We start from the raw sequence: 18,544 nt of genomic DNA on the forward strand, positions 1-18,544 counted from the left end.
CTAAAGCACTTCCTCCGCCATAAACTGGGCTTCGTAGAGCTTGTGATAGTACCCTTTTTGCTTAAGAAGTTCTTCGTGCGATCCGCTTTCTACGATATTACCGGCTTCCATGACCAGAATCTTATCCACCTTTTTAATCGTTGCCAGGCGGTGGGCGATAATGATTGAAGTCCGGTTTTCGGTAACCTTTTCCGTTGCCTGCTGGATGAGTTGCTCGGTATAGGTATCCACCGAGGAAGTGGCTTCATCGAGAACCAAAATACTCGGGTTCCTCATGTAGGCCCGGAGGAAGGCAATGAGTTGTCGTTGTCCGCTGGAGAGCATGCTTCCGCGTTCTTTTACATTGTAGGCATAACCCCCGGGGAGGCTGCTGATAAACTCGTGTACCCCGATGGCCCGGGCGGCCTCCTCAATTTCGGCTTTACCCATGCTGAAATCCTGAAGGGTAATATTATTCCCGATGGTATCGGCAAAGAGGAACACATCCTGAAGCACGACGGCGATATTGGATCGCAAACTGGCCAATTTATAATCCCGGATATCCCGTCCATCGAGGCGAATGGTGCCGGAATCGATATCGTAGAATCGATTGAGCAGATTAATGATGGTGGATTTCCCGGCTCCGGTAGCGCCCACAATGGCCACTTTCTCACCGGGCTCCAGGGTAAAGGAAATTCCGTGTAATACTTCTTCCCCGGGCTCATAACTGAAATGAACCTTTTCAAAGGCGATTCCCCCATCGATCCGTTCCGGATCATACTCCCCGGCATCCTCAATACGACTTTCCGTATCTAGGATTTTGAAGACACGACCGGCCGCAACCATTCCCATCTGAAGGGTATTGAACTTGTCGGCAATCTGACGCAATGGGCGGAATAACATCTCAATCAAGAGTATGAATCCGAAAATGATCCCTTTGTTGTCGACACCCAGGTTGGTAATGTCCTGCAGGCCTCCATACCAGACTACGAGTCCAATGGCAATAGACGATACAATATCTGCAATGGGAAAGAAGAAGGAGTTATACCAGACGGTTTTAAGCCAGGCATTCTGGTGCTTCTCATTAATTTCCCGGAATTGCTTGCTTTCGGCCGATTCCCGGGTAAATAATTGCACGATCTTCATCCCGGTCAGGCGTTCCTGCACAAAGGAATTCAGGTTGGAAACCTGGGCGCGAACCTCGGTAAAGGCCACCTTCATTTTTTGCTGAAATACCCGCGTGGCATAGAGAATAAGCGGGAGGATGGCAAATACGATCAGGGCCAGGCGCCAATTCCAGACCAGCATAATTACCGAAGCCGCCAGCATCTTAAGCAAGTCGGCTACGATCATGAAGAAACCCTGGGAAAAGATCTCCCCAATACGCTGCATATCGGCAACAGCGCGGGTAACTAATAGTCCGATAGACGATTTGTTGTAATACTGCATCCGAAAACCGAGCATTCGGGCAAATAACTTCTTTCGTAGATCGCGAATTACCGATTCCCCCAACCAGTTGGCATAATACGTAAACACCAGTTGAAAGACTACCTGACCGATAAGCACCGCGAGCATCATCAGGGAGAGTTCCCAGAGCAGTTCTTCGTTTTTCTGCTGTATGGCATCGTCCACAATACTCCGCAGGATCATTGGAGTAAGGACGGAAAAGGCGGTAAGTGCAATCGCGGCCAGGGCCGTTCCATAGAAGGTCACCCGATAGGGTCGCGTATGGGCCAGCACCCTTTTAAACAGAAATAAATCAAAAGCTGAGCCACTGTCTTTAGCCATCTGGATAGGTGGTCTGAGGATATTGAATATCGATCAAATATAGGCCTTTTGCAGGGACAGAGGCCCCGGCCTGGGAGCGATCCCTGCTTTTTATAATAGTCTTAACACCTTCGGGTTCCAGGCTGCCTTTTCCAACCAGTAATAAAGTACCCACGATGGCCCGGACCATATTGCGCAAAAAGCGGTCTGCAGTAATGGTAAATACCCAGGTTTCCCCCTTTTGACTCCAATGAGCCTCCCGAATATCACAGAGGAAGGTCTTGACATCGGTATGGGTCCTGGAAAAACACTTGAAATCCTCAAATTCCAGTAAAAGACTGGCCGCTGTATTCATCGCATCAAAATCCAACGGGTGATGTACCCGGTGGGTCCCCCGATGCAAAAAGGGATCTTTCTCCTGAGTAAGCAGATACTCGTAAGTTCGGCTGGTCGCATCGAATCGGGCATGGGCCTCTGGCTGTACGGGCCGAATCGCTGAGATGGCGATATCTTCCGGGAGGAAGGAATTCAATCGGTGAATGATATCTTCTTGGGGTAGTACTTCCTCCCAATCAAAGTGAGCGACCATTTTACGCGCGTGCACACCGGCATCCGTCCGGCCCGCCGCAACTAATTCCAGTGGGCTTCCCAAAAGTGTGCTCATGCACTCCTCCATTACCTGTTGCACGGAAATAGCATTGGGTTGTCGCTGCCAACCATGATAGGCGGTGCCATCGTAAGCAAATTCCAGAAAGTAGCGCATGGCAGGACGATTTATGGCTGTAAAGATAATATCCTCATCCCCGTTTCCCGAGTTCAATAACTTCCAGGTCTTTGAGTTCCCCCTGATCAATTCCAAACCGCAGCATGGTACGCACCTTATGAAAGCCCTGCTTGCCTGCCGCACCCGGATTCATATGCATCAGGCCATGCTTCTTGTCGTACATCACCTTCAGGATATGGGAATGGCCGGATATAAAAAGGCCTACCCCGGAATCTGCAAGTCCATGGCGGACCCTGGCTTCGTATCGGCCCGGGTATCCCCCGATATGGGTTATCCAGACCTGCAGGCCTTCGACTTCAAAGCGATTATCCAGGGGATATTCCCCCCGGATCTTGTGGCCGTCGATATTCCCGAATACCGCCCGCAGCGGACGTATCGCAGCAAGCTTATCGGCAACGGTCAGGGTACCTATATCTCCGGCATGCCAGATCTCGTCGGCCTGAGCGGCATATTCAAGAATGCGGTCGTCCATATGGCCATGGGTATCGGAGAGCAGGAGGATTCGAGTCATAAAACAAAAATAAGCAAGAACCCCGGCCAAAAGCCGGGGTTCCTCGCACTAATACTACTAAGATATAAGGCTTATCGCAATCGGTCCACAGATTTTACGAGATCTTCATCCCTCTTAATGGCCTTATTGGCCAGCACTAAAAAAACGATAGAAAAAATAGGAATGATCATCCCAATACCCTTCTCTGAAACCTCGGTTTCTCCGGATAGATTTAGGGAACGATAAACGAAAAATCCTAGTAAAAAAAGGTGTAATAGGATATTCAGACGATTCAGCACAAACTGCGATTTGCGATCCTTGAATCTCAAGATGGCAATAACCGACAGCAGGGCCGACGCGTAAAAGGCAATAGAAACAGGAAGCTCAGCACTGGCGTAAACCGGTTCGCCCGAAGCGGAGGTCCACAAATTCAACCAAAAAGGCAAAATCCCGGACAAAATCGCCGCGATCAATAAATAAACCGTTTGGATACGTTGAATCATTGCTAAAACTGAAACTTACATTCAGGCCCCAAAAGTAATCAGAAATCACCGGATATCACAACTATTTTAAACCCCTGTGCGTCTGATATTTCAAAATATTTCGTATACTTGTATCGTTATTAGATTTAGCACTTACCACGGGAAATCTCTTTTCCTGGAACTATCCCAATAACATTTCTTCTTTTTTATTACTTACAAGGTTATATCGTTTAATCATTTACCCATTTCATGTTTGAAATTTCCGAGTTGAAAGCTAAGAAGCTTCCTGAGCTTCAGGACATTGCAAAAAACCTGAACGTTCCCAAGTTTCGCAGCCTCAAAAAACTAGACCTGGTCTACCAAATCCTGGATCTGCAGGCCAGCAACCCAGCAGCTGTTCGCGATCAGAAAGCCAGCAGCAGCACTTCTTCCGAGAAGGAAGACAAGCCATCCTCCGGTAACCGTAATCAACGGTCCTCCAAAGATTCAGGAGGAAGTAACCAACGTCGTCATCAAAATAACGGCCAATCCACACGTCAGCAAAAAGACAGTTCTGATAAAGGCAAGGAAGACAATTCCGCCAGCAAAGAACAGCAGTCTGGTGGGAAGGATAATACCAAAGGACGCGACAACCGCTCCCAGAAAAAAGACAATTCGCAAAATCAGAACAAGCGCGGACGCTCTAAAGACGGCAACGACAAACAAGGCGGGCACGACAAGCGGAACAACGGCAACTACGACGCTTCGCAGAAAAATAAATACAAGCGCCCGGAGTACGAATTTGACAGCATTATTGAGAGTGAAGGAGTTCTGGATATCATGTCAGACGGCTACGGCTTCCTGCGGTCCTCCGATTACAACTACCTCAGCTCTCCCGACGACATCTACGTCTCCCAATCCCAGATAAAACTCTTCGGGTTGAAAACAGGGGATACCGTTCTGGGGAATGTCCGTCCTCCTAAAGAAGGAGAAAAGTATTTCCCTCTGATTAAGGTAAATAAGATCAACGGTCTGGATCCTCAGGTTGTTCGTGATCGGGTTGCATTTGAACACCTGACGCCGCTTTTCCCGAAAGAAAAGTTTACCCTGGCAGAAAAACAAAGCAATATTTCCACCCGTATTATTGACCTGTTCTCCCCGATCGGGAAGGGACAGCGCGGAATGATTGTGGCGCAGCCTAAGACCGGTAAAACCATGCTTCTCAAGGATATTGCCAACGCTATTGCAGCCAATCACCCTGAAGTTTACCAGATTATTCTGTTGATCGACGAGCGTCCTGAAGAAGTAACGGATATGCAGCGCAATGTACGCGGGGAAGTGGTCGCTTCTACCTTTGATAAGGAGGCTACCGAGCACGTTCGCGTGGCGAATATCGTATTGGAAAAAGCCAAGCGCCTGGTAGAATGTGGTCACGATGTGGTTATCCTGCTGGATTCCATTACGCGACTGGCCCGCGCCTACAACACGGTCCAACCGGCTTCTGGTAAGGTCTTGAGCGGGGGTGTGGATGCCAATGCATTGCACAAGCCAAAACGCTTCTTCGGAGCGGCCCGGAATATTGAAAAAGGAGGGTCCCTTTCTATCATTGCCACGGCACTGACCGAAACCGGCTCCAAAATGGACGAGGTGATCTTTGAAGAATTCAAAGGAACAGGAAACATGGAACTGCAACTGGATCGTCGTATTTCGAACCGTCGTATCTTCCCGGCTATCGATCTGGTGGCTTCTAGTACCCGTCGCGACGACTTGTTACTCGATGAAACTACCCTGCAGCGCATGTGGATTCTGAGAAAATATCTGGCGGATATGAATCCTATTGAGGCTATGGAGTTCCTCGAAGGGCGCATTAAATCTACCCGAAGTAACGAAGAGTTCCTGATGACAATGAGTGAGTAAGGTTTCTTAAAGCCTGAATACCAAAATCAAGCGTCCTTTTCAGGACATTAAATAAAAGCCCGGCCCAGTGCCGGGTTTTTTTGTAGTACATTTAAGAAGAATTCCCCCAATCAATAATGTTCCATTAAAAAACCTATGCGATGACCAACTTCAAGAAAATTAGCGTCTCAGCGCTATTTGCCGTTTTATTACTCGCCGCTGCATGCGGGGAGCAAAGCGGCCAGGATCAAACCCAAGCTGCGGCGGAAAGCGACCAAATGATTACCCCACCAAAGCAAATCATTTCCCTCGAGGAAGCTCAGGTGCTGTATAAGAATTACAGTGAGCGCCGCTCCCCCATTATCAAAAACTACGAAGACCGGCGGACCAAGATGGAAGACTCCACAGAATTCAAGCCCTTTGACGTAGCGCGTTATGGCTATTACGATTATCAGACCATAAAGGATTATATCAACTACATCGAGTCAGAGGCCGCCCGTGCCAACGTGGACATTTCTACCCTTCGGATATATTTTGCCAATTACGGGCAGAAAGGCATGCCGGACCACATGCCCAAGCAGAACACGTTTATGATAATGCCGACAATAAAAGTAAAAGGCAGGGATTATGCCTTCCGGCTCACGGACGCAACACCGCCGGAAGTGATCCTTCTGGGAGATAGTCTAAGTATTATCGGGCCAGCGGAACAGGCGGGAATTCTTCCCGAATTACTGGCTGCCCCCTTTCAAGGCGGAAGCCTGATTCTCAACGAATCACAGATAGTTCCCCCGCCCTATAATAACTAATTATATGGAGCTACTTCTGGGGGTATTGGAATATAGTTTTATCCCGGCCTACGGTATTACGCTTTTGCTGGCCGTATTCCGGTTTCCGAAATATTTTGATACCCCTTTGAAGTACTTTCCGGTAATTGTATGCTACACCCTGGTAACTGAGATGCTCGGTTACTTTATTCGGAAGTACGATGAGTACGATTTATTCCTCAGTGAAATTTATGCCACGTACAACGTACTCATTTACAATATTTACAACATCATTTTTTACCTCTATTGGTTCTATGTCTTTGAGTCCTACCTGACCAATTCAGGTTTTCGAAAATTCAGGATAGGCGCCATAGTTTTATTCTCGCTGACCGCAGCGATCAATCCTTTCTTTCAAAAATTTGGTCTTGAGCCTCAGTTTTACACCTATGTGGTCGGGGGGATAGTACTGCTCATCTATATCGTTTCTTACCTCTACGAGCGGTATCGAAGCTCAGGAGCGCTTTTCCAGAAAGACGATCTGCTGAGCTGGCTGGCCTTAGGCCTGTTCTCATTCTATGCGGGCTACCTGCCCATTAAGATAGCGAGGTTATTCCGTGCCATGGAAGGGCTGCGATCCGAACCGAGGTATTTCAGAAACATCACCCTACTACTAATTGTGCTGATGTACACGCTCTTTTGTATTGGCCTGTGGAAAATGCGGAAAATGCGCTACGTCAAAAGCGCTCAGGAACAAGGAGGCAACCGCTAATCCCCATATGGAAGTAGTATACTGGATGTGGAATAATGGCTTCATGCTGCTCTATGCGCTGCTGTTCTTGATTTCCATTTACCGCTATCCAAAATACTTCGATACGCCCATGCGTATTCTGCCGCTGTTGCTGGCCTACACGCTGACTACAGAAGTGATTGGGATGCTTATCCGGGACTATCCGGAGTTCAGCTTGTTTATTGAGGATTATCACAAGAACAACAACTGGCTGTTGTACAACATTTATGGCATCCTGGAATTCCTGGCCTTTTTATGGGTGTATTCCCGCTACATTACCCGTTTTAATATTCGCCCCTTTATCCTGATAGCCCTGTCGGGCTTCATTCTGGTAAGCATTTGGAATGCGCTACTATGGGATTTCAGGACAGTTTCGCAGGTTTACGCTTATTGGTGGAGTGCTGGAGTGCTCATGATACTGATTGCGCTCTACCTTTACCAGGAATGGAAACGGGATCCACGCACCGGATTCCAGCATAATCTTTTGGTCTGGATCAGCATCGGGTTGTTCATTTTTTCACTGGCGTACGCCCCGATTGATTATCTGCGCTTTCTGGTGGTGCATGACGGGCTGGAATACTATTCCTGGATTCGTCCCCTGCACCTAAGTGTAATTTACATTTACTATGGATGCATGCTCCTTGGCTTACTGATTATGGATCCGATGAAGTATCCAGACAAAAAAACCCGGCGCAAGGCCGGGTTATAATGCAATAAAAGGAAGCGCTTATAGAGCGGCTACCTGCTTAGTCAGTTTACTCTTGAGGTTGGCGGCTTTATTATTGTGGATAATATTGCGCTTAGCCAACTTATCAATCATCGCTACCACTTCGGGAAGCATGCCTTCGGCCTTCTTCTTATCCGTTTCCCCACGCAATTTCTTGATCGCGTTACGGGTAGTTTTGTGCTGATAACGGTTGCGAAGACGAACAGCCTCGTTTCTACGGATGCGTTTTAATGCGGACTTATGATTTGCCATGTTCTGACTTAAATTACTTCTATATTTTCTTAGTAGCCCGTAGGGGAATCGAACCCCTGTTACCAGGATGAAAACCTGGCGTCCTAACCCCTAGACGAACGGGCCTTATTTTCTCGGACCTTAGCGGATCGTTGCTGGTTAAAACCGCCAACCTCCGAATTCGTAGCCCGTAGGGGAATCGAACCCCTGTTACCAGGATGAAAACCTGGCGTCCTAACCCCTAGACGAACGGGCCATGCCGTGAAACACTTTGGCGTTCCCAATTAGGCAGGTGCAAAAATACAATTATTTTTTTGGCTTACAACAGCCTGGGCTAATTTTTTAAATACAAAAATCAACCCCTCATTTCCTATAGAAATTATACTTCCAAAGCCGGGATATACCCTAGTAAGCCTTGGCAAAAAGCACCCGATACGGCGAGGGTTTACCGGTTAAGATGCATTTGCCCGGCGTTGCCTCAGGATTCAAAGGAATACACCGGATCGTGGCTTTGGTTTCCTTCTGAATGCGGTCTTCTGTTTCTGCGGTACCGTCCCAATGGGCGGAAACGAATCCCCCCGAACCTTTAATTTGCTTTTTAAAGTCTTCGTAGGTATCTACCTCCCGAATGTTTTCATCCCGGAATTTCCGGGCTTTCTCAAAGATGTTTTCCTGGATTTCGTCCAGAAGTCCGGCTATCTTGTCCTCGATCCCAGCGGCCTGAACCACGGATTTTTCCAGGGTGTCGCGGCGGGCCAGTTCAAAAGTGCCATTCTCCAGATCCCTTGGGCCCACAGCCAGACGAAGCGGAACCCCTTTTAATTCGTATTCATTGAATTTAAACCCTGGCGATTGCGTATCGCGATCATCGAATTTAACGGAGATTCCCCTTTTCTTAAGCGCCTCGATCATGGGACTAACCGTCTCCCGTATCTGTTCCAATACAGCATCTTCCCTGAAAATCGGCACGATAACCACTTGTATCGGCGCCAATTTTGGAGGAAGCACCAAACCATTATCGTCGCTATGGGTCATGATCAATGCACCCATCAGGCGGGTGGAAACGCCCCAGGAAGTAGCCCAGACATAATCCTGTTTCCCTTCCCGGTTATTGAATTTAACATCAAAGGCTTTCGCAAAGTTCTGTCCTAGAAAGTGGGATGTGCCGGCCTGCAGTGCCTTTCCATCCTGCATTAAGGCCTCGATACAATAGGTTTCCTCTGCACCGGCAAAACGTTCGCCTTCCGTCTTGGTACCTTTAATTACCGGTACGGCCATAAAGTCCTCGGCAAAAGTTGCGTAAACCTTCAGGATGGTCTCAGCCTCGGCTATCGCCTCTTCCCGGGTAGCATGCGCGGTGTGGCCCTCCTGCCACAGGAATTCCGCGGTACGCAAGAACAGTCGCGTCCGCATTTCCCAGCGCACTACATTGGCCCATTGATTCAGCAATAAGGGCAAGTCGCGATACGACTGAATCCACTTGCGATAGGTATCCCAGATTATCGTTTCAGAGGTTGGCCGTACAATCAGTTCTTCCTCCAGTTTGGCCTCCGGATCCACCACAATTCCCTTGCCATCTTCCGAGTTTTTAAGTCGGTAATGCGTGACTACAGCACATTCTTTGGCAAAGCCCTCAACATGGCTTGCTTCCTTGCTGAGGTAGGACTTGGGGATGAAAATGGGGAAGTACGCATTCTGATGGTCGGTTTCCTTGAACATCGCGTCCAGGGCCGCCTGCATCTTTTCCCAAATTGCATATCCGTATGGTTTGATTACCATACAGCCGCGTACACCTGAGTTCTCGGCCAAATCGGCCTTTACAACCAGCTCGTTGTACCATCGCGAGTAATCCTCGCTTCTTTTGGTCAGATTTTTACCCATTGACAAGAGTTTGGCACAGATGTTGTGCCTTAGTTAGCGAAAATAGTTCGTCAAAGCTAACTATTTTTAGTATGTTCAACAATATAAATGACAGCAGCAATGGTCCCAAAAATACCCCACAAGAAAATCTATAATGCGATGGTCGCAGGGCTTTTCGCATTGCTTTTGGCATCCTGTGGCTCCTACCAACAGGCTTCCTACTACGATAATGACGGTATTTACAGTACACAGGCGCCGTCCCAGCGAACAGAAACGGTTCGCAACTATCCGAATCAACAACAGAATCGTCGACCCGCTCAGGCAAGTGTAGCCAATGACGATGACAATTTTTACGAAGACTATTTTGGCGACCGTGCCCGTCAACTGGGTGCTGCCCTGGATAGTGAAATCTTCACAGATCCTGACGCTTATTCCTCTGTAGCTCAGGACAGCCTGGCCAACGATAGTATCATTGGCAATCCCAACGATTATTTTGACCAGTACGATGCCTACGCTGGAAATCCGGGATGGGGCGACAGTGGCGCGAATGTCTCTATCAACATCATCGGCGGAGGCTGGGGTGGCTGGGGAGGCTGGGGCTGGAATGCCGGCTTCTACGATCCCTGGTTTGGCGGCTGGGGCTGGGGCTGGAATGATCCCTGGATTGGTGGCTTTGGCTGGGGAGGCTGGGGCTGGAACAACTGGGGTTGGAACCGCTGGGGCTGGAACCGCTGGGGCTGGGGAGGCTTTGGCTGGGGAGGCTGGGGCTGGAACCGCTGGGGCTGGGGTAATCCCTGGGTCGGCGGCTGGGGCTGGGGCGGCTGGGGTGGACCCTGGTACGGCTATGGCTTCAGGAACAATTACTGGGGGTATGCCAGCGGACGTCGCGGCTATTATGGAAATAACCGCCTGAATCGTCAGGGGTCCCGATATAGTGGCGTTGCCAGTAGGAATGTAAGAAATAACAGTGGGCGCAGTAATGCCCGATATGCCAACGGACGCTATTCCCGGGGTCGGGTCAACGCGGACGCGGCAGCGCGAAATCAAGCCTATCGTTCGAGCAGAAGCTCGCGAAGCGGATCCACATATGGAAATACCCGAAGTAGCAGAAGTTATTCCGGTAATTCCCGATCATATAGCCGAAATGGCACCTACAGCGGAAGGAGCAGTTCTGCCCGAACGCGAGCCTATTCTTCCGGTCGAAGCAGCGGAAACTATCGAAGTTCCGGTTCGTCACGAAGTGGCAGGAGCTACCGCAGCTCAGGATCATCCCGAAGTAGCGGCGGAGCTTACCGAAGCTCCGGACGGTCTTCACGATCCTCGGGCAGTTATCGCAGTAGCGGCAGAAGCAGCAGCCGTTCCTCAGGAGGAAGCTACCGCAGCAGTGGAGGTAGCCGTTCCTCAGGGAGCATGCGAAGCAGCGGTGGCGGAGGCCGTTCTTCAGGAGGTCGAAGTGGCGGTGGTCGCAGTGGCGGGGGTCGCGGTGGCCGAGGTTAATCGAAATCAATAATTTTCCCCTTACGTAACGCGTAAAAGAATCATCCATGAAACGTATTTTCACTTTCATCCTGACCGGACTGTGCCTGAGCGCCAGTGCACAAACCATTAACGATGTCCTGAGGTATAGCCTGGAGGACGTGCAGGGAACGGCGAGATTTCAATCCATGAGCGGGGCTTTCGGAGCCCTGGGTGGTGATCTCTCTGCGATTGCTATCAACCCGGCAGGAACCGCGGTATTCGAGAACGGAATCATGTCGGTAAGTGCTTCCAATTACCATCGGGATAATCTTTCCGGTTTTGCATCGGACCTGACCCAGGTAACCGACAATTCCCTGGATGTTAACCAGGCGGGAGGTGTATTTGTCTTTAAGAGCGGCAGCAACTCGGATTGGAGCAAAATAGCCGTGGGGATCAATTACGAATTGGTACGCAATTTCGATAATCGCGTTCGTGCAGTGGGCAGTACAGCCATAGGGCTGGACAATTACTTCCTCAATTTTGCCCAAGGTGTGCCCCTTGGCCCCCTGCGTGTCCAGGATGGGGAGACCATTGCCGATGCCTACCTCGATATAGGGGGTGGTCTGGGCTTTGCAGACCAACAGGCATTCCTCGGTTTCCAGGCAGGATTTATTGATCCCGTGGATCCGGACGACGATAACAATACCCAGTATTTGTCCAATAGCGAATACAGTACGGTAATCCAGGACTATGAAGAACAAACCAGCGGGTTTAACAGCAAGTTCAGTGTTACTTTTGCCGGGGCCTACAAGAATAATCTTTATCTGGGGGCTTCCCTGAACGTGCACTCTACGCTTTTCGAGCGCATCACTTTTCTGGATGAAAGTGGATACCAGGCCGCGTCTCCTATTCAGTCGGCCCTTTTTGATTCCTTTTTACGATCAGAAGGAAGTGGATTTTCCTTTAACTTGGGAGCCATCGCGCGCCTGAATGATAATGTTCGTATCGGGGGATCTTACCAGAGTCCGACCTGGTACCGCATCCTGGATGATTTTGCCCAACGGGCAAACACGGATTTCGAGTTTAAAAATCAAAGTATTACTCAGATTAACTTTGGTGTAGTTAACCTTTTTGAGGCCTACACCATCCGAACTCCGGCGAAGTATACCGGAAGTCTGGCCCTGGTCTTCGGACCTCAGGGACTCCTGAGTTTCGATTACGACTACCAGGATTTCTCAACGGCCCAACTACGTCCGGTAAACGATCCGAACTTTTCAGCGGAAAACGACTTCATAAGCGAGCAATTGGGAGCAGTTTCCACCTTCCGTCTTGGCGGTGAATATCGGATCGAAAACTGGAGCTTGCGCGGTGGCTACCGCTATCAGCAAAGCCCTTATAAGGACAATGACTTATGGGGCGATCTGGAAGGTTATTCTGCAGGTCTGGGATATTCCTGGGGGCCGAATCGTATTGACCTTGCTTATTCCCGTACCGATCAGGATACCGCAGTATCTCTTTACGACGGTGGATTGTCCGATATCGGTGTGAATCGCATCAACACCCTGGTAACTTTAAGTTATACGATAAACTTCTAGACGCTATCAGTCAAAACAAAAAAGCGACCCGAACAGGTCGCTTTTTTTGTTTATTGCTTTCTTGGTATTCAGAGGATCAACCCTTCGGGTAAGTGATACCGGGAATTAGCGCTTCAGGGTAAAGTGCGCCCTGATGGTATTGGCCACCACAATTCCACTTTCGTCCCTGCTGTATTCCAGTCGGAACCAGTAATCCGAGGCAGGCATTGGACGCCCGTTGAAGCTACCATCCCATCCCAGGGAGGTTTCGTCGATTTGCTTGAGCAGTTTTCCGTAACGATCAAAAATAAAAACCACAGGGTCGATCAAGGTCTCAATTCCTTTGACCTGCCAGGTATCGTTGAAGGTATCGTTATTCGGCGTAAAGAATTTGGGGTATCCCACCACCAGGAATTCAATAGGTTCTGTAGTCCCGCAACCATTCTTATCATTAATGATCAAGGTGTTGATTCCAGGAGGAACATCGCGAAAAATGGAATCGTCCTGGAAGGGACCATTGTTGATGGCGAATTCATAATCCCCATCTCCCTGTACAAAGACCTGAATATTGTTCTGATCTGAAAGATCGTCCAGGATATCTACCCGGTCCAAGACCGGTACGCCATACCAGGTAATAAGAATATCATCGGTAATGGTCGTAGCCAACGTTGTGAGAATCTCCACGTAGTATCTACCGGAAATAGGGCTTACCACGGTAAATTCAGTTTCCCCGGGACCATCTGCTAATTGGGCGTCGATAACGCCATCGTCCTCATAATCAACAGACCAGGTTACATTGGCTATGTCGGGTCCGGCTGGCGAATTCAATGCACTTAGAACGATATCCGGATCTCCTTCACAGGCTACGATATCCAGTCCGAGGAACTCGTCGCGCAGGGTACAATCCAGCGCATTGTCCTGATCTGCGTCTACCGAATTTCCGGTAAACGTAAGGGAATAGGGCTCGGGGTCACCATCGAAATTGGTGTTGTAATTATTGATTAAGAGGTAATAGATTTCACCGGGTTGCACATCGATCCACTCATCGTAAGTATTTTGACTTCCCTTGACAAAGGGTTGGCCGGCCTGACCATTCTCTGGGTTTACGCCAACGCCGGTAAAGCGCGTATCGTTAACCTCGTAATTGCAGCGAATAGGCTGTGCGGTCCCATTGGAGATATCCCCACAGTCCACATCCGGACCATAGAGGGCAAAATCCCACTCGGCCGTATCGGACAGGGCTTCAATATCAAAGCCAACCTGCCCTCCGGTTCCTGCGCGGAATACGTACCAGGAAGTGTTGTTTTCAATGTTTGCAGAAGCAACGCTCCCTTTTTCAAGGCAGCCGCTCTGTCGAATGACGTCCGGGTCAAAATCGTCGATATCTCCACCCCCATCGGCAAAGTTCAGAATAGGGGCATCTGCACAGACCGGGATAGCCGAGCGACAATCAGGAGAGTTCTGGGCCTGCAGGCTATAGGTTGCCCACAGGAACGCCAAAAGGAATACCAGGTTACGAGTCATAGCAAAACGGGGCGCGTTTTTACCTATTGATAACTCGCTGCCTATCGTATTATTATGCGTTTGCCGAAGAATTTGACCATTTATCGATGAAACGCATGGTCTGTACCCGAATTCTGGAATTCAGGCCTTACCTTCTCAGGGAAAAGTGAGCATTGAGGAAGCGGGCCTCGACCCGCTGGCCAGAGGAATCGGTATATTCCAGGCGAAACCAATAGTCGGTCGCAGGCATGGGGCGCCCATTGTAATTTCCGTCCCATGAAGCCGTATTGGGATTGAGTTGGACCAATAACTTCCCGTAGCGATCAAAAATGCTCAGGATCGGATCGGTCAGGGTTTCCATACCAAAAACTTCCCACTGCTGATTGTAAACATCTCCATTCGGAGTGAAAAACAGGGGGAATCCGACTACAGTAATAGTTTCGGTTATCTCCCCACACCCAAGGGCATCCTGCATACTCAGCTGGTGTTCCCCGGGAGGAACGCCATGGAAGACCGGGTCGGATTGAAAGGCGCCCCCATTAAGGGCATACCTGAAGTCCCCGGCTACGGCCGGGACAACGGTAATGGTATTGTTTGCTTGTAAATCATCGACCTGGATTTGTCCAATTGCAGGAGCCACGGATTCAGAGACCACTACGGTACGTATGAGTTCACAGTCCGAAGCTGAACCGGATCGTGTTGCTGTCAGGGAATATGTTCCGGCAGCAGTAACGGTAATTCCGGGGCTGGTCTCCCCCGTATCCCAGCTATAGGTTACCCCACTTTCGGGTTGGGATAGCCCGATAAACGCCGACCCACCCTGAGCACAGATGAAGGCTTCCTCAGGGAAATCCATCAGCGGTGCCTGCACGGCTTCCAATTGAAAGGATTGGGTAGCATCGAAACAGTCGGGATTCTCGACGGAGGTCATCCGGACATAAATGGTTTGGGTACCAGGCGACAAGTTTAATGTCTGATCCAGGGGATTCCGCCCCTGCTGGGCATCCAAAAGGCTGTTGTGGTAACTTATCCGATAGTCAGAAGCGTTCTGACTCCCTAATACTTCCGGATCCTTGGAAGCCAGATTAAAGGTATTGTTTGCACCGCAGGCACTGACATCGCTTACCGGCTCCGCCATAGGATTCGGGCTGAATCCTACCTGTACATCACTGATCTCCTGAGAGCCATCAGGCATCAGAATCCGTACGCGGTACAAGGCCGGTGTACTTACATTCAAGGTAGGTTGGGTTTCCGCGCTTAAAAGCTGGAATCCGGTCCCCGTTTCGGCAAACCATTCATAGGATACGGCTCCACTCGTTGTGGCATCCAAAGGAATCACATCGCCCTGGCACGCGGCAACAGGAGGTCCCAACAAGTTGCTGATTATGGAACAGTCGAGCGCATCATAGGGGTTTGTCGTGAATATTTCCCCGGAAAACTGAATTGCAAAGCCGGAATTGGTATTACTGAAGTTATTGATCAGCAACAAATACTCTTCCCCGGGCTGCACATCGAGCCAGGGCTCGTACTGCAAACTACTGGTATCCCCGGTGGGATCCTCCCCTACTCCCATGAAAGACTTCTGGTCCCGGTTGTCAAAAAAGTTACACCGGACAGGATCCCCAAGGGCGTTGCAGTCCGTAGCGCGATAGAGCGCAAAATCCCAGTCTTCGGAAGGGTCAAAAGAGATGTTGAATCCCAATTGCCCCGAAGCCCCGGTACGAAAACGATACCAGGCCGAGTTTGATTCAATAAACCCGGTTTGAGTAGGCTCCAGACATCCCGATTCGGCAGCTCCCGAAAAATCATCCAGCCCGTAGCCCTGTGTACCGCCGTTTACCGGCGTGTTGCTGCAAATGGGGATAGCCGTGCTGCAATCCGGGGATATCTGGGCGGAAACACCCATTGAAATCCCGAAAATGCAAACGGCGAAAAAGCCGGTTTGTAGCTTGAATCTCGGCATAAAACAGTACTGCAAACTAAAAATACCCCGAGCTTCTTCTTAACACGAATTTATGTTGTGTAGCCTTGTTTACGGGCTGTTAACTGGCATATTATGTATATCTTTGCCACCTGAAAAGAAAAGGTTCTATGAAAGGAGATACTACCCTGCAAATGTCCGAAGACTCCCTTGGAGAAGACCATTTTTCCGCTTCGGAGGAAACCCCGCTTCGCGATGATGCATTCCGGCTGACCGATGAGGAGAAGATTGACCGCATCACGGATAGTGTCCGGGATATATTACTTACCCTGGGCATGGACCTGGACGATGACAGTCTTAAGGGAACACCACTGCGCGTGGCTAAAATGTTTGTCAAGGAAACCTTTGGGGGCCTGCATCCCGACCGTCGCCCTAAGTCTTCCACCTTCGACAACAAGTACAAATACGGGGAAATGCTCGTGGAGAAAAACATTACCCTCTACAGTACCTGCGAACACCATTTGCTCCCCATTGTCGGAAAGGCTCACATTGCATATATCTCCAATGGCTCGGTTGTTGGTTTGTCTAAAATGAACCGGATCGTAGATTACTATGCCAAAAGGCCGCAGGTTCAGGAAAGACTCAATATCCAGATCGTCCGAGAACTTCAGGAAGTTTTGGGAACTCCTGATGTCGCCTGTGTGATAGACGCCAAGCACCTGTGTGTAAATTCCCGCGGAATCCGCGATGTAGCCAGTTCAACGGTTACTGCCGAATACGGAGGAAAATTTAAGGAAGAAGCCGTGCGTAAGGAATTCCTGGAGTATATTAACCTGGAAACCGAATTTTAAGCCCAAACTTCATGGCCCTTTACAGCGAGCAACGCCTGATGGTCCACAATTCCCTTAGCGGGAAGAAAGAGCTTTTCGAACCCCTTCACGAAGGTTATGTAGGCATGTATGTCTGCGGCCCCACTGTTTACAGCAATGTCCATCTGGGGAATTGCCGCACCTTCATGTCGTTCGACATGATTTTTCGCTACCTGCGCCACCTGGGTTATAAAGTGCGCTATGTCCGCAATATTACTGATGCCGGGCATTTGGAGGACGATGCCGATCAGGGAGAAGACAAAATCGCAAAAAAGGCACGCCTGGAGCAAATTGAACCTATGGAAGTTGTCCAGCGGTATACAGTGGATTTTCACAATATCCTGGAAAAATTCAACTTCCTTCCTCCGAGTATCGAACCTACCGCTACAGGACATATCGTGGAGCAAATTGAGATTATTAAGGTAATTCTGGATAAGGGCTACGCTTACGAAAAGAACGGATCCGTATATTTTGACGTGGTCAAATTCAACAGCGACCACGAATACGGGAAACTCAGCGGTCGTAAGCTCGAAGACATGATCGCCAATACGCGGGAGCTCACTGCCCAGGACGAAAAGAAAAATCCTCAGGACTTTGCCCTTTGGAAACGCGCAGAACCGCAACATATCATGCGCTGGCCATCGCCATGGGGGGAAGGTTTTCCCGGATGGCATCTGGAATGTACCGTAATGAGTACCAAATACCTGGGCGAGACTTTTGATATACACGGCGGGGGAATGGACCTCAAATTTCCACATCACGAGTGTGAGATTGCCCAGGCCGAAGCCAGCAATGACGTTTCACCCGTTCGCTACTGGCTCCATGCCAATATGCTTACCCTGAACGGAAAAAAAATGGCCAAATCCACTGGGAATAACCTGCTTCCCCATGAAATCTTTACCGGGGATAATCCTACCCTGAGTAAGGCCTACACCGCGAGCGTGGTTCGCTTTTTTATGATGCAGGCGCACTATACCAGCATCCTGGATTTGAGCGATGATGCTCTACTGGCAGCTGAGAAAGGGTACAACCGGCTCATGGATGCCCTGGATCTGCTGGGCAACCTGAATACGGGCAAGCAATCCGATATGGATGTGGCTGCCTGGAAACAGCGCTGCTACGACGCCATGAACGACGATTTCAACAGCCCGGTTCTGATCGCGCAGTTGTTTGAGGCGGTTAAGACCATTAATCTGGTCAACGACGGGAAAGCTTCCCTTACCCAAGAAGACCTGGCTGTGCTCACCGAGGTCATGAACGCCTTTGTATTTGATGTTTTGGGATTGGAAACCCGCACGGGAGCCGGGGTGGAGAGTAACAAACTGGAAGGCGTAGTAGGTTTACTGATCGAATTGCGCAACGCCGCCAGAGCCAACAAGGACTACGCCACTTCGGATCGTATCCGGGACGAACTAGCCGCTATGGGCATTCAGCTGAAAGACGGAAAAGAAGGGACAACCTTCTCGATCTAAC

At 49.6% G+C, this 18,544-nt stretch carries 16 protein-coding genes and 2 tRNA genes; 8 read left to right on the forward strand and 10 right to left on the reverse strand.

The annotated features are described in order from the left end of the window. The 4 genes from BM318_RS12940 to BM318_RS12955 form a co-directional block, all read right to left on the reverse strand. Positions 1–1,767: an ABC transporter ATP-binding protein gene (locus BM318_RS12940; RefSeq protein WP_092983000.1), complete on the reverse strand. Its 1,767-nt coding sequence runs from the start codon at positions 1,765–1,767 to the stop codon at positions 1–3. Then, positions 1,760–2,509, reverse strand: coding sequence for a tRNA pseudouridine(38-40) synthase TruA (truA, locus tag BM318_RS12945; protein WP_092983001.1), 750 nt, complete (start codon positions 2,507–2,509; stop codon positions 1,760–1,762). The genes BM318_RS12940 and truA overlap by 8 nt, the downstream gene beginning before the upstream one ends. A gap of 34 nt (positions 2,510–2,543) precedes the next feature. After that, positions 2,544–3,041, reverse strand: a complete 498-nt coding sequence (locus tag BM318_RS12950) for a metallophosphoesterase family protein (protein WP_092983002.1) — start codon at positions 3,039–3,041, stop codon at positions 2,544–2,546. A 71-nt stretch (positions 3,042–3,112) separates the two neighbouring features. After that, positions 3,113–3,523: a DUF4293 domain-containing protein gene (locus BM318_RS12955; RefSeq protein ID WP_092983003.1), complete on the reverse strand. Its 411-nt coding sequence runs from the start codon at positions 3,521–3,523 to the stop codon at positions 3,113–3,115. A 228-nt stretch (positions 3,524–3,751) separates the two neighbouring features. Between BM318_RS12955 and rho the strand changes: the two genes are divergently transcribed. From rho to BM318_RS12975, 4 genes are all read left to right on the forward strand, one after another. After that, the gene (gene rho / locus BM318_RS12960) at positions 3,752–5,398 is read left to right on the forward strand and encodes a transcription termination factor Rho (RefSeq protein WP_092983004.1); all 1,647 of its coding nucleotides are present in this window, start codon (positions 3,752–3,754) and stop codon (positions 5,396–5,398) included. Between the two features lie 140 nt (positions 5,399–5,538). Beyond that, complete coding sequence (locus tag BM318_RS12965) at positions 5,539–6,183, forward strand: hypothetical protein (RefSeq protein WP_092983005.1); 645 nt, start codon at positions 5,539–5,541, stop codon at positions 6,181–6,183. 4 nt (positions 6,184–6,187) lie between these two features. Further along, the gene (locus BM318_RS12970; protein WP_092983006.1) at positions 6,188–6,910 is read left to right on the forward strand and encodes a hypothetical protein; all 723 of its coding nucleotides are present in this window, start codon (positions 6,188–6,190) and stop codon (positions 6,908–6,910) included. Between the two features lie 7 nt (positions 6,911–6,917). Continuing rightward, entirely contained in the window at positions 6,918–7,637 is a 720-nt protein-coding gene (locus BM318_RS12975; protein WP_092983007.1) for a hypothetical protein, read from the forward strand. 18 nt (positions 7,638–7,655) lie between these two features. Here the strand turns inward: BM318_RS12975 and rpsT are convergent, their stop codons facing one another. From rpsT to proS, 4 genes are all read right to left on the reverse strand, one after another. After that, on the reverse strand, positions 7,656–7,907 hold the full coding sequence (gene rpsT / locus BM318_RS12980; RefSeq protein WP_092983008.1) for a 30S ribosomal protein S20: 252 nt from the start codon (positions 7,905–7,907) through the stop codon (positions 7,656–7,658). Positions 7,908–7,940: 33 nt separating this feature from the next. Next, positions 7,941–8,012, reverse strand: a tRNA-Glu gene (locus BM318_RS12985). 58 nt (positions 8,013–8,070) lie between these two features. After that, positions 8,071–8,142, reverse strand: a tRNA-Glu gene (locus BM318_RS12990). A gap of 149 nt (positions 8,143–8,291) precedes the next feature. Then, complete coding sequence (gene proS / locus BM318_RS12995; protein WP_092983009.1) at positions 8,292–9,767, reverse strand: proline--tRNA ligase; 1,476 nt, start codon at positions 9,765–9,767, stop codon at positions 8,292–8,294. Between the two features lie 99 nt (positions 9,768–9,866). On the opposite strand from proS, the gene BM318_RS14340 reads away from it, so the two are divergent. Together BM318_RS14340 and BM318_RS13010 are read left to right on the forward strand one after the other, a co-directional pair. Continuing rightward, complete coding sequence (locus tag BM318_RS14340; protein ID WP_177218316.1) at positions 9,867–11,243, forward strand: hypothetical protein; 1,377 nt, start codon at positions 9,867–9,869, stop codon at positions 11,241–11,243. 47 nt (positions 11,244–11,290) lie between these two features. Continuing rightward, positions 11,291–12,799 (forward strand): OmpP1/FadL family transporter, encoded by a 1,509-nt coding sequence (locus tag BM318_RS13010; RefSeq protein WP_092983012.1) that lies wholly within the window; start codon positions 11,291–11,293, stop codon positions 12,797–12,799. A gap of 105 nt (positions 12,800–12,904) precedes the next feature. On the opposite strand, the gene BM318_RS13015 is transcribed toward BM318_RS13010, so the two are convergent. Together BM318_RS13015 and BM318_RS13020 are read right to left on the reverse strand one after the other, a co-directional pair. Further along, entirely contained in the window at positions 12,905–14,302 is a 1,398-nt protein-coding gene (locus BM318_RS13015) for a T9SS type B sorting domain-containing protein (protein WP_092983013.1), read from the reverse strand. Between the two features lie 127 nt (positions 14,303–14,429). Further along, entirely contained in the window at positions 14,430–16,244 is a 1,815-nt protein-coding gene (locus tag BM318_RS13020) for a T9SS type B sorting domain-containing protein (RefSeq protein WP_092983014.1), read from the reverse strand. A gap of 128 nt (positions 16,245–16,372) precedes the next feature. Here BM318_RS13020 and folE point away from each other — a divergent pair, with 128 nt between their 5' ends. Continuing rightward, positions 16,373–17,053, forward strand: coding sequence for a GTP cyclohydrolase I FolE (gene folE, locus BM318_RS13025; RefSeq protein ID WP_092983015.1), 681 nt, complete (start codon positions 16,373–16,375; stop codon positions 17,051–17,053). Positions 17,054–17,064: 11 nt separating this feature from the next. Next, positions 17,065–18,543 (forward strand): cysteine--tRNA ligase, encoded by a 1,479-nt coding sequence (cysS, locus tag BM318_RS13030; protein WP_092983016.1) that lies wholly within the window; start codon positions 17,065–17,067, stop codon positions 18,541–18,543. Position 18,544 lies beyond the last annotated feature (1 nt).

The sequence above is a fragment of the Robiginitalea myxolifaciens genome, from assembly GCF_900115205.1.
In the GTDB taxonomy this organism is placed as follows: Bacteria; Bacteroidota; Bacteroidia; order Flavobacteriales; family Flavobacteriaceae; genus Robiginitalea; species Robiginitalea myxolifaciens.

What these genes read in the sequence shown, in the direction of transcription:
- cysS (WP_092983016.1), top strand. Translation starts at nt 17,065, where the DNA reads ATGGCCCTTTACAGCGAGCAACGCCTGATGGTCCACAATTCCCTTAGC.
- rpsT (WP_092983008.1), bottom strand. Translation starts at nt 7,907, where the DNA reads ATGGCAAATCATAAGTCCGCATTAAAACGCATCCGTAGAAACGAGGCT.
- BM318_RS12940 (WP_092983000.1), bottom strand. Translation starts at nt 1,767, where the DNA reads ATGGCTAAAGACAGTGGCTCAGCTTTTGATTTATTTCTGTTTAAAAGG.
- BM318_RS13010 (WP_092983012.1), top strand. Translation starts at nt 11,291, where the DNA reads ATGAAACGTATTTTCACTTTCATCCTGACCGGACTGTGCCTGAGCGCC.
- BM318_RS12950 (WP_092983002.1), bottom strand. Translation starts at nt 3,041, where the DNA reads ATGACTCGAATCCTCCTGCTCTCCGATACCCATGGCCATATGGACGAC.
- BM318_RS13020 (WP_092983014.1), bottom strand. Translation starts at nt 16,244, where the DNA reads ATGCCGAGATTCAAGCTACAAACCGGCTTTTTCGCCGTTTGCATTTTC.
- proS (WP_092983009.1), bottom strand. Translation starts at nt 9,767, where the DNA reads ATGGGTAAAAATCTGACCAAAAGAAGCGAGGATTACTCGCGATGGTAC.
- BM318_RS14340 (WP_177218316.1), top strand. Translation starts at nt 9,867, where the DNA reads ATGGTCCCAAAAATACCCCACAAGAAAATCTATAATGCGATGGTCGCA.
- rho (WP_092983004.1), top strand. Translation starts at nt 3,752, where the DNA reads ATGTTTGAAATTTCCGAGTTGAAAGCTAAGAAGCTTCCTGAGCTTCAG.
- folE (WP_092983015.1), top strand. Translation starts at nt 16,373, where the DNA reads ATGAAAGGAGATACTACCCTGCAAATGTCCGAAGACTCCCTTGGAGAA.
- BM318_RS12975 (WP_092983007.1), top strand. Translation starts at nt 6,918, where the DNA reads ATGGAAGTAGTATACTGGATGTGGAATAATGGCTTCATGCTGCTCTAT.
- BM318_RS12965 (WP_092983005.1), top strand. Translation starts at nt 5,539, where the DNA reads ATGACCAACTTCAAGAAAATTAGCGTCTCAGCGCTATTTGCCGTTTTA.
- truA (WP_092983001.1), bottom strand. Translation starts at nt 2,509, where the DNA reads ATGCGCTACTTTCTGGAATTTGCTTACGATGGCACCGCCTATCATGGT.
- BM318_RS12970 (WP_092983006.1), top strand. Translation starts at nt 6,188, where the DNA reads ATGGAGCTACTTCTGGGGGTATTGGAATATAGTTTTATCCCGGCCTAC.
- BM318_RS12955 (WP_092983003.1), bottom strand. Translation starts at nt 3,523, where the DNA reads ATGATTCAACGTATCCAAACGGTTTATTTATTGATCGCGGCGATTTTG.
- BM318_RS13015 (WP_092983013.1), bottom strand. Translation starts at nt 14,302, where the DNA reads ATGACTCGTAACCTGGTATTCCTTTTGGCGTTCCTGTGGGCAACCTAT.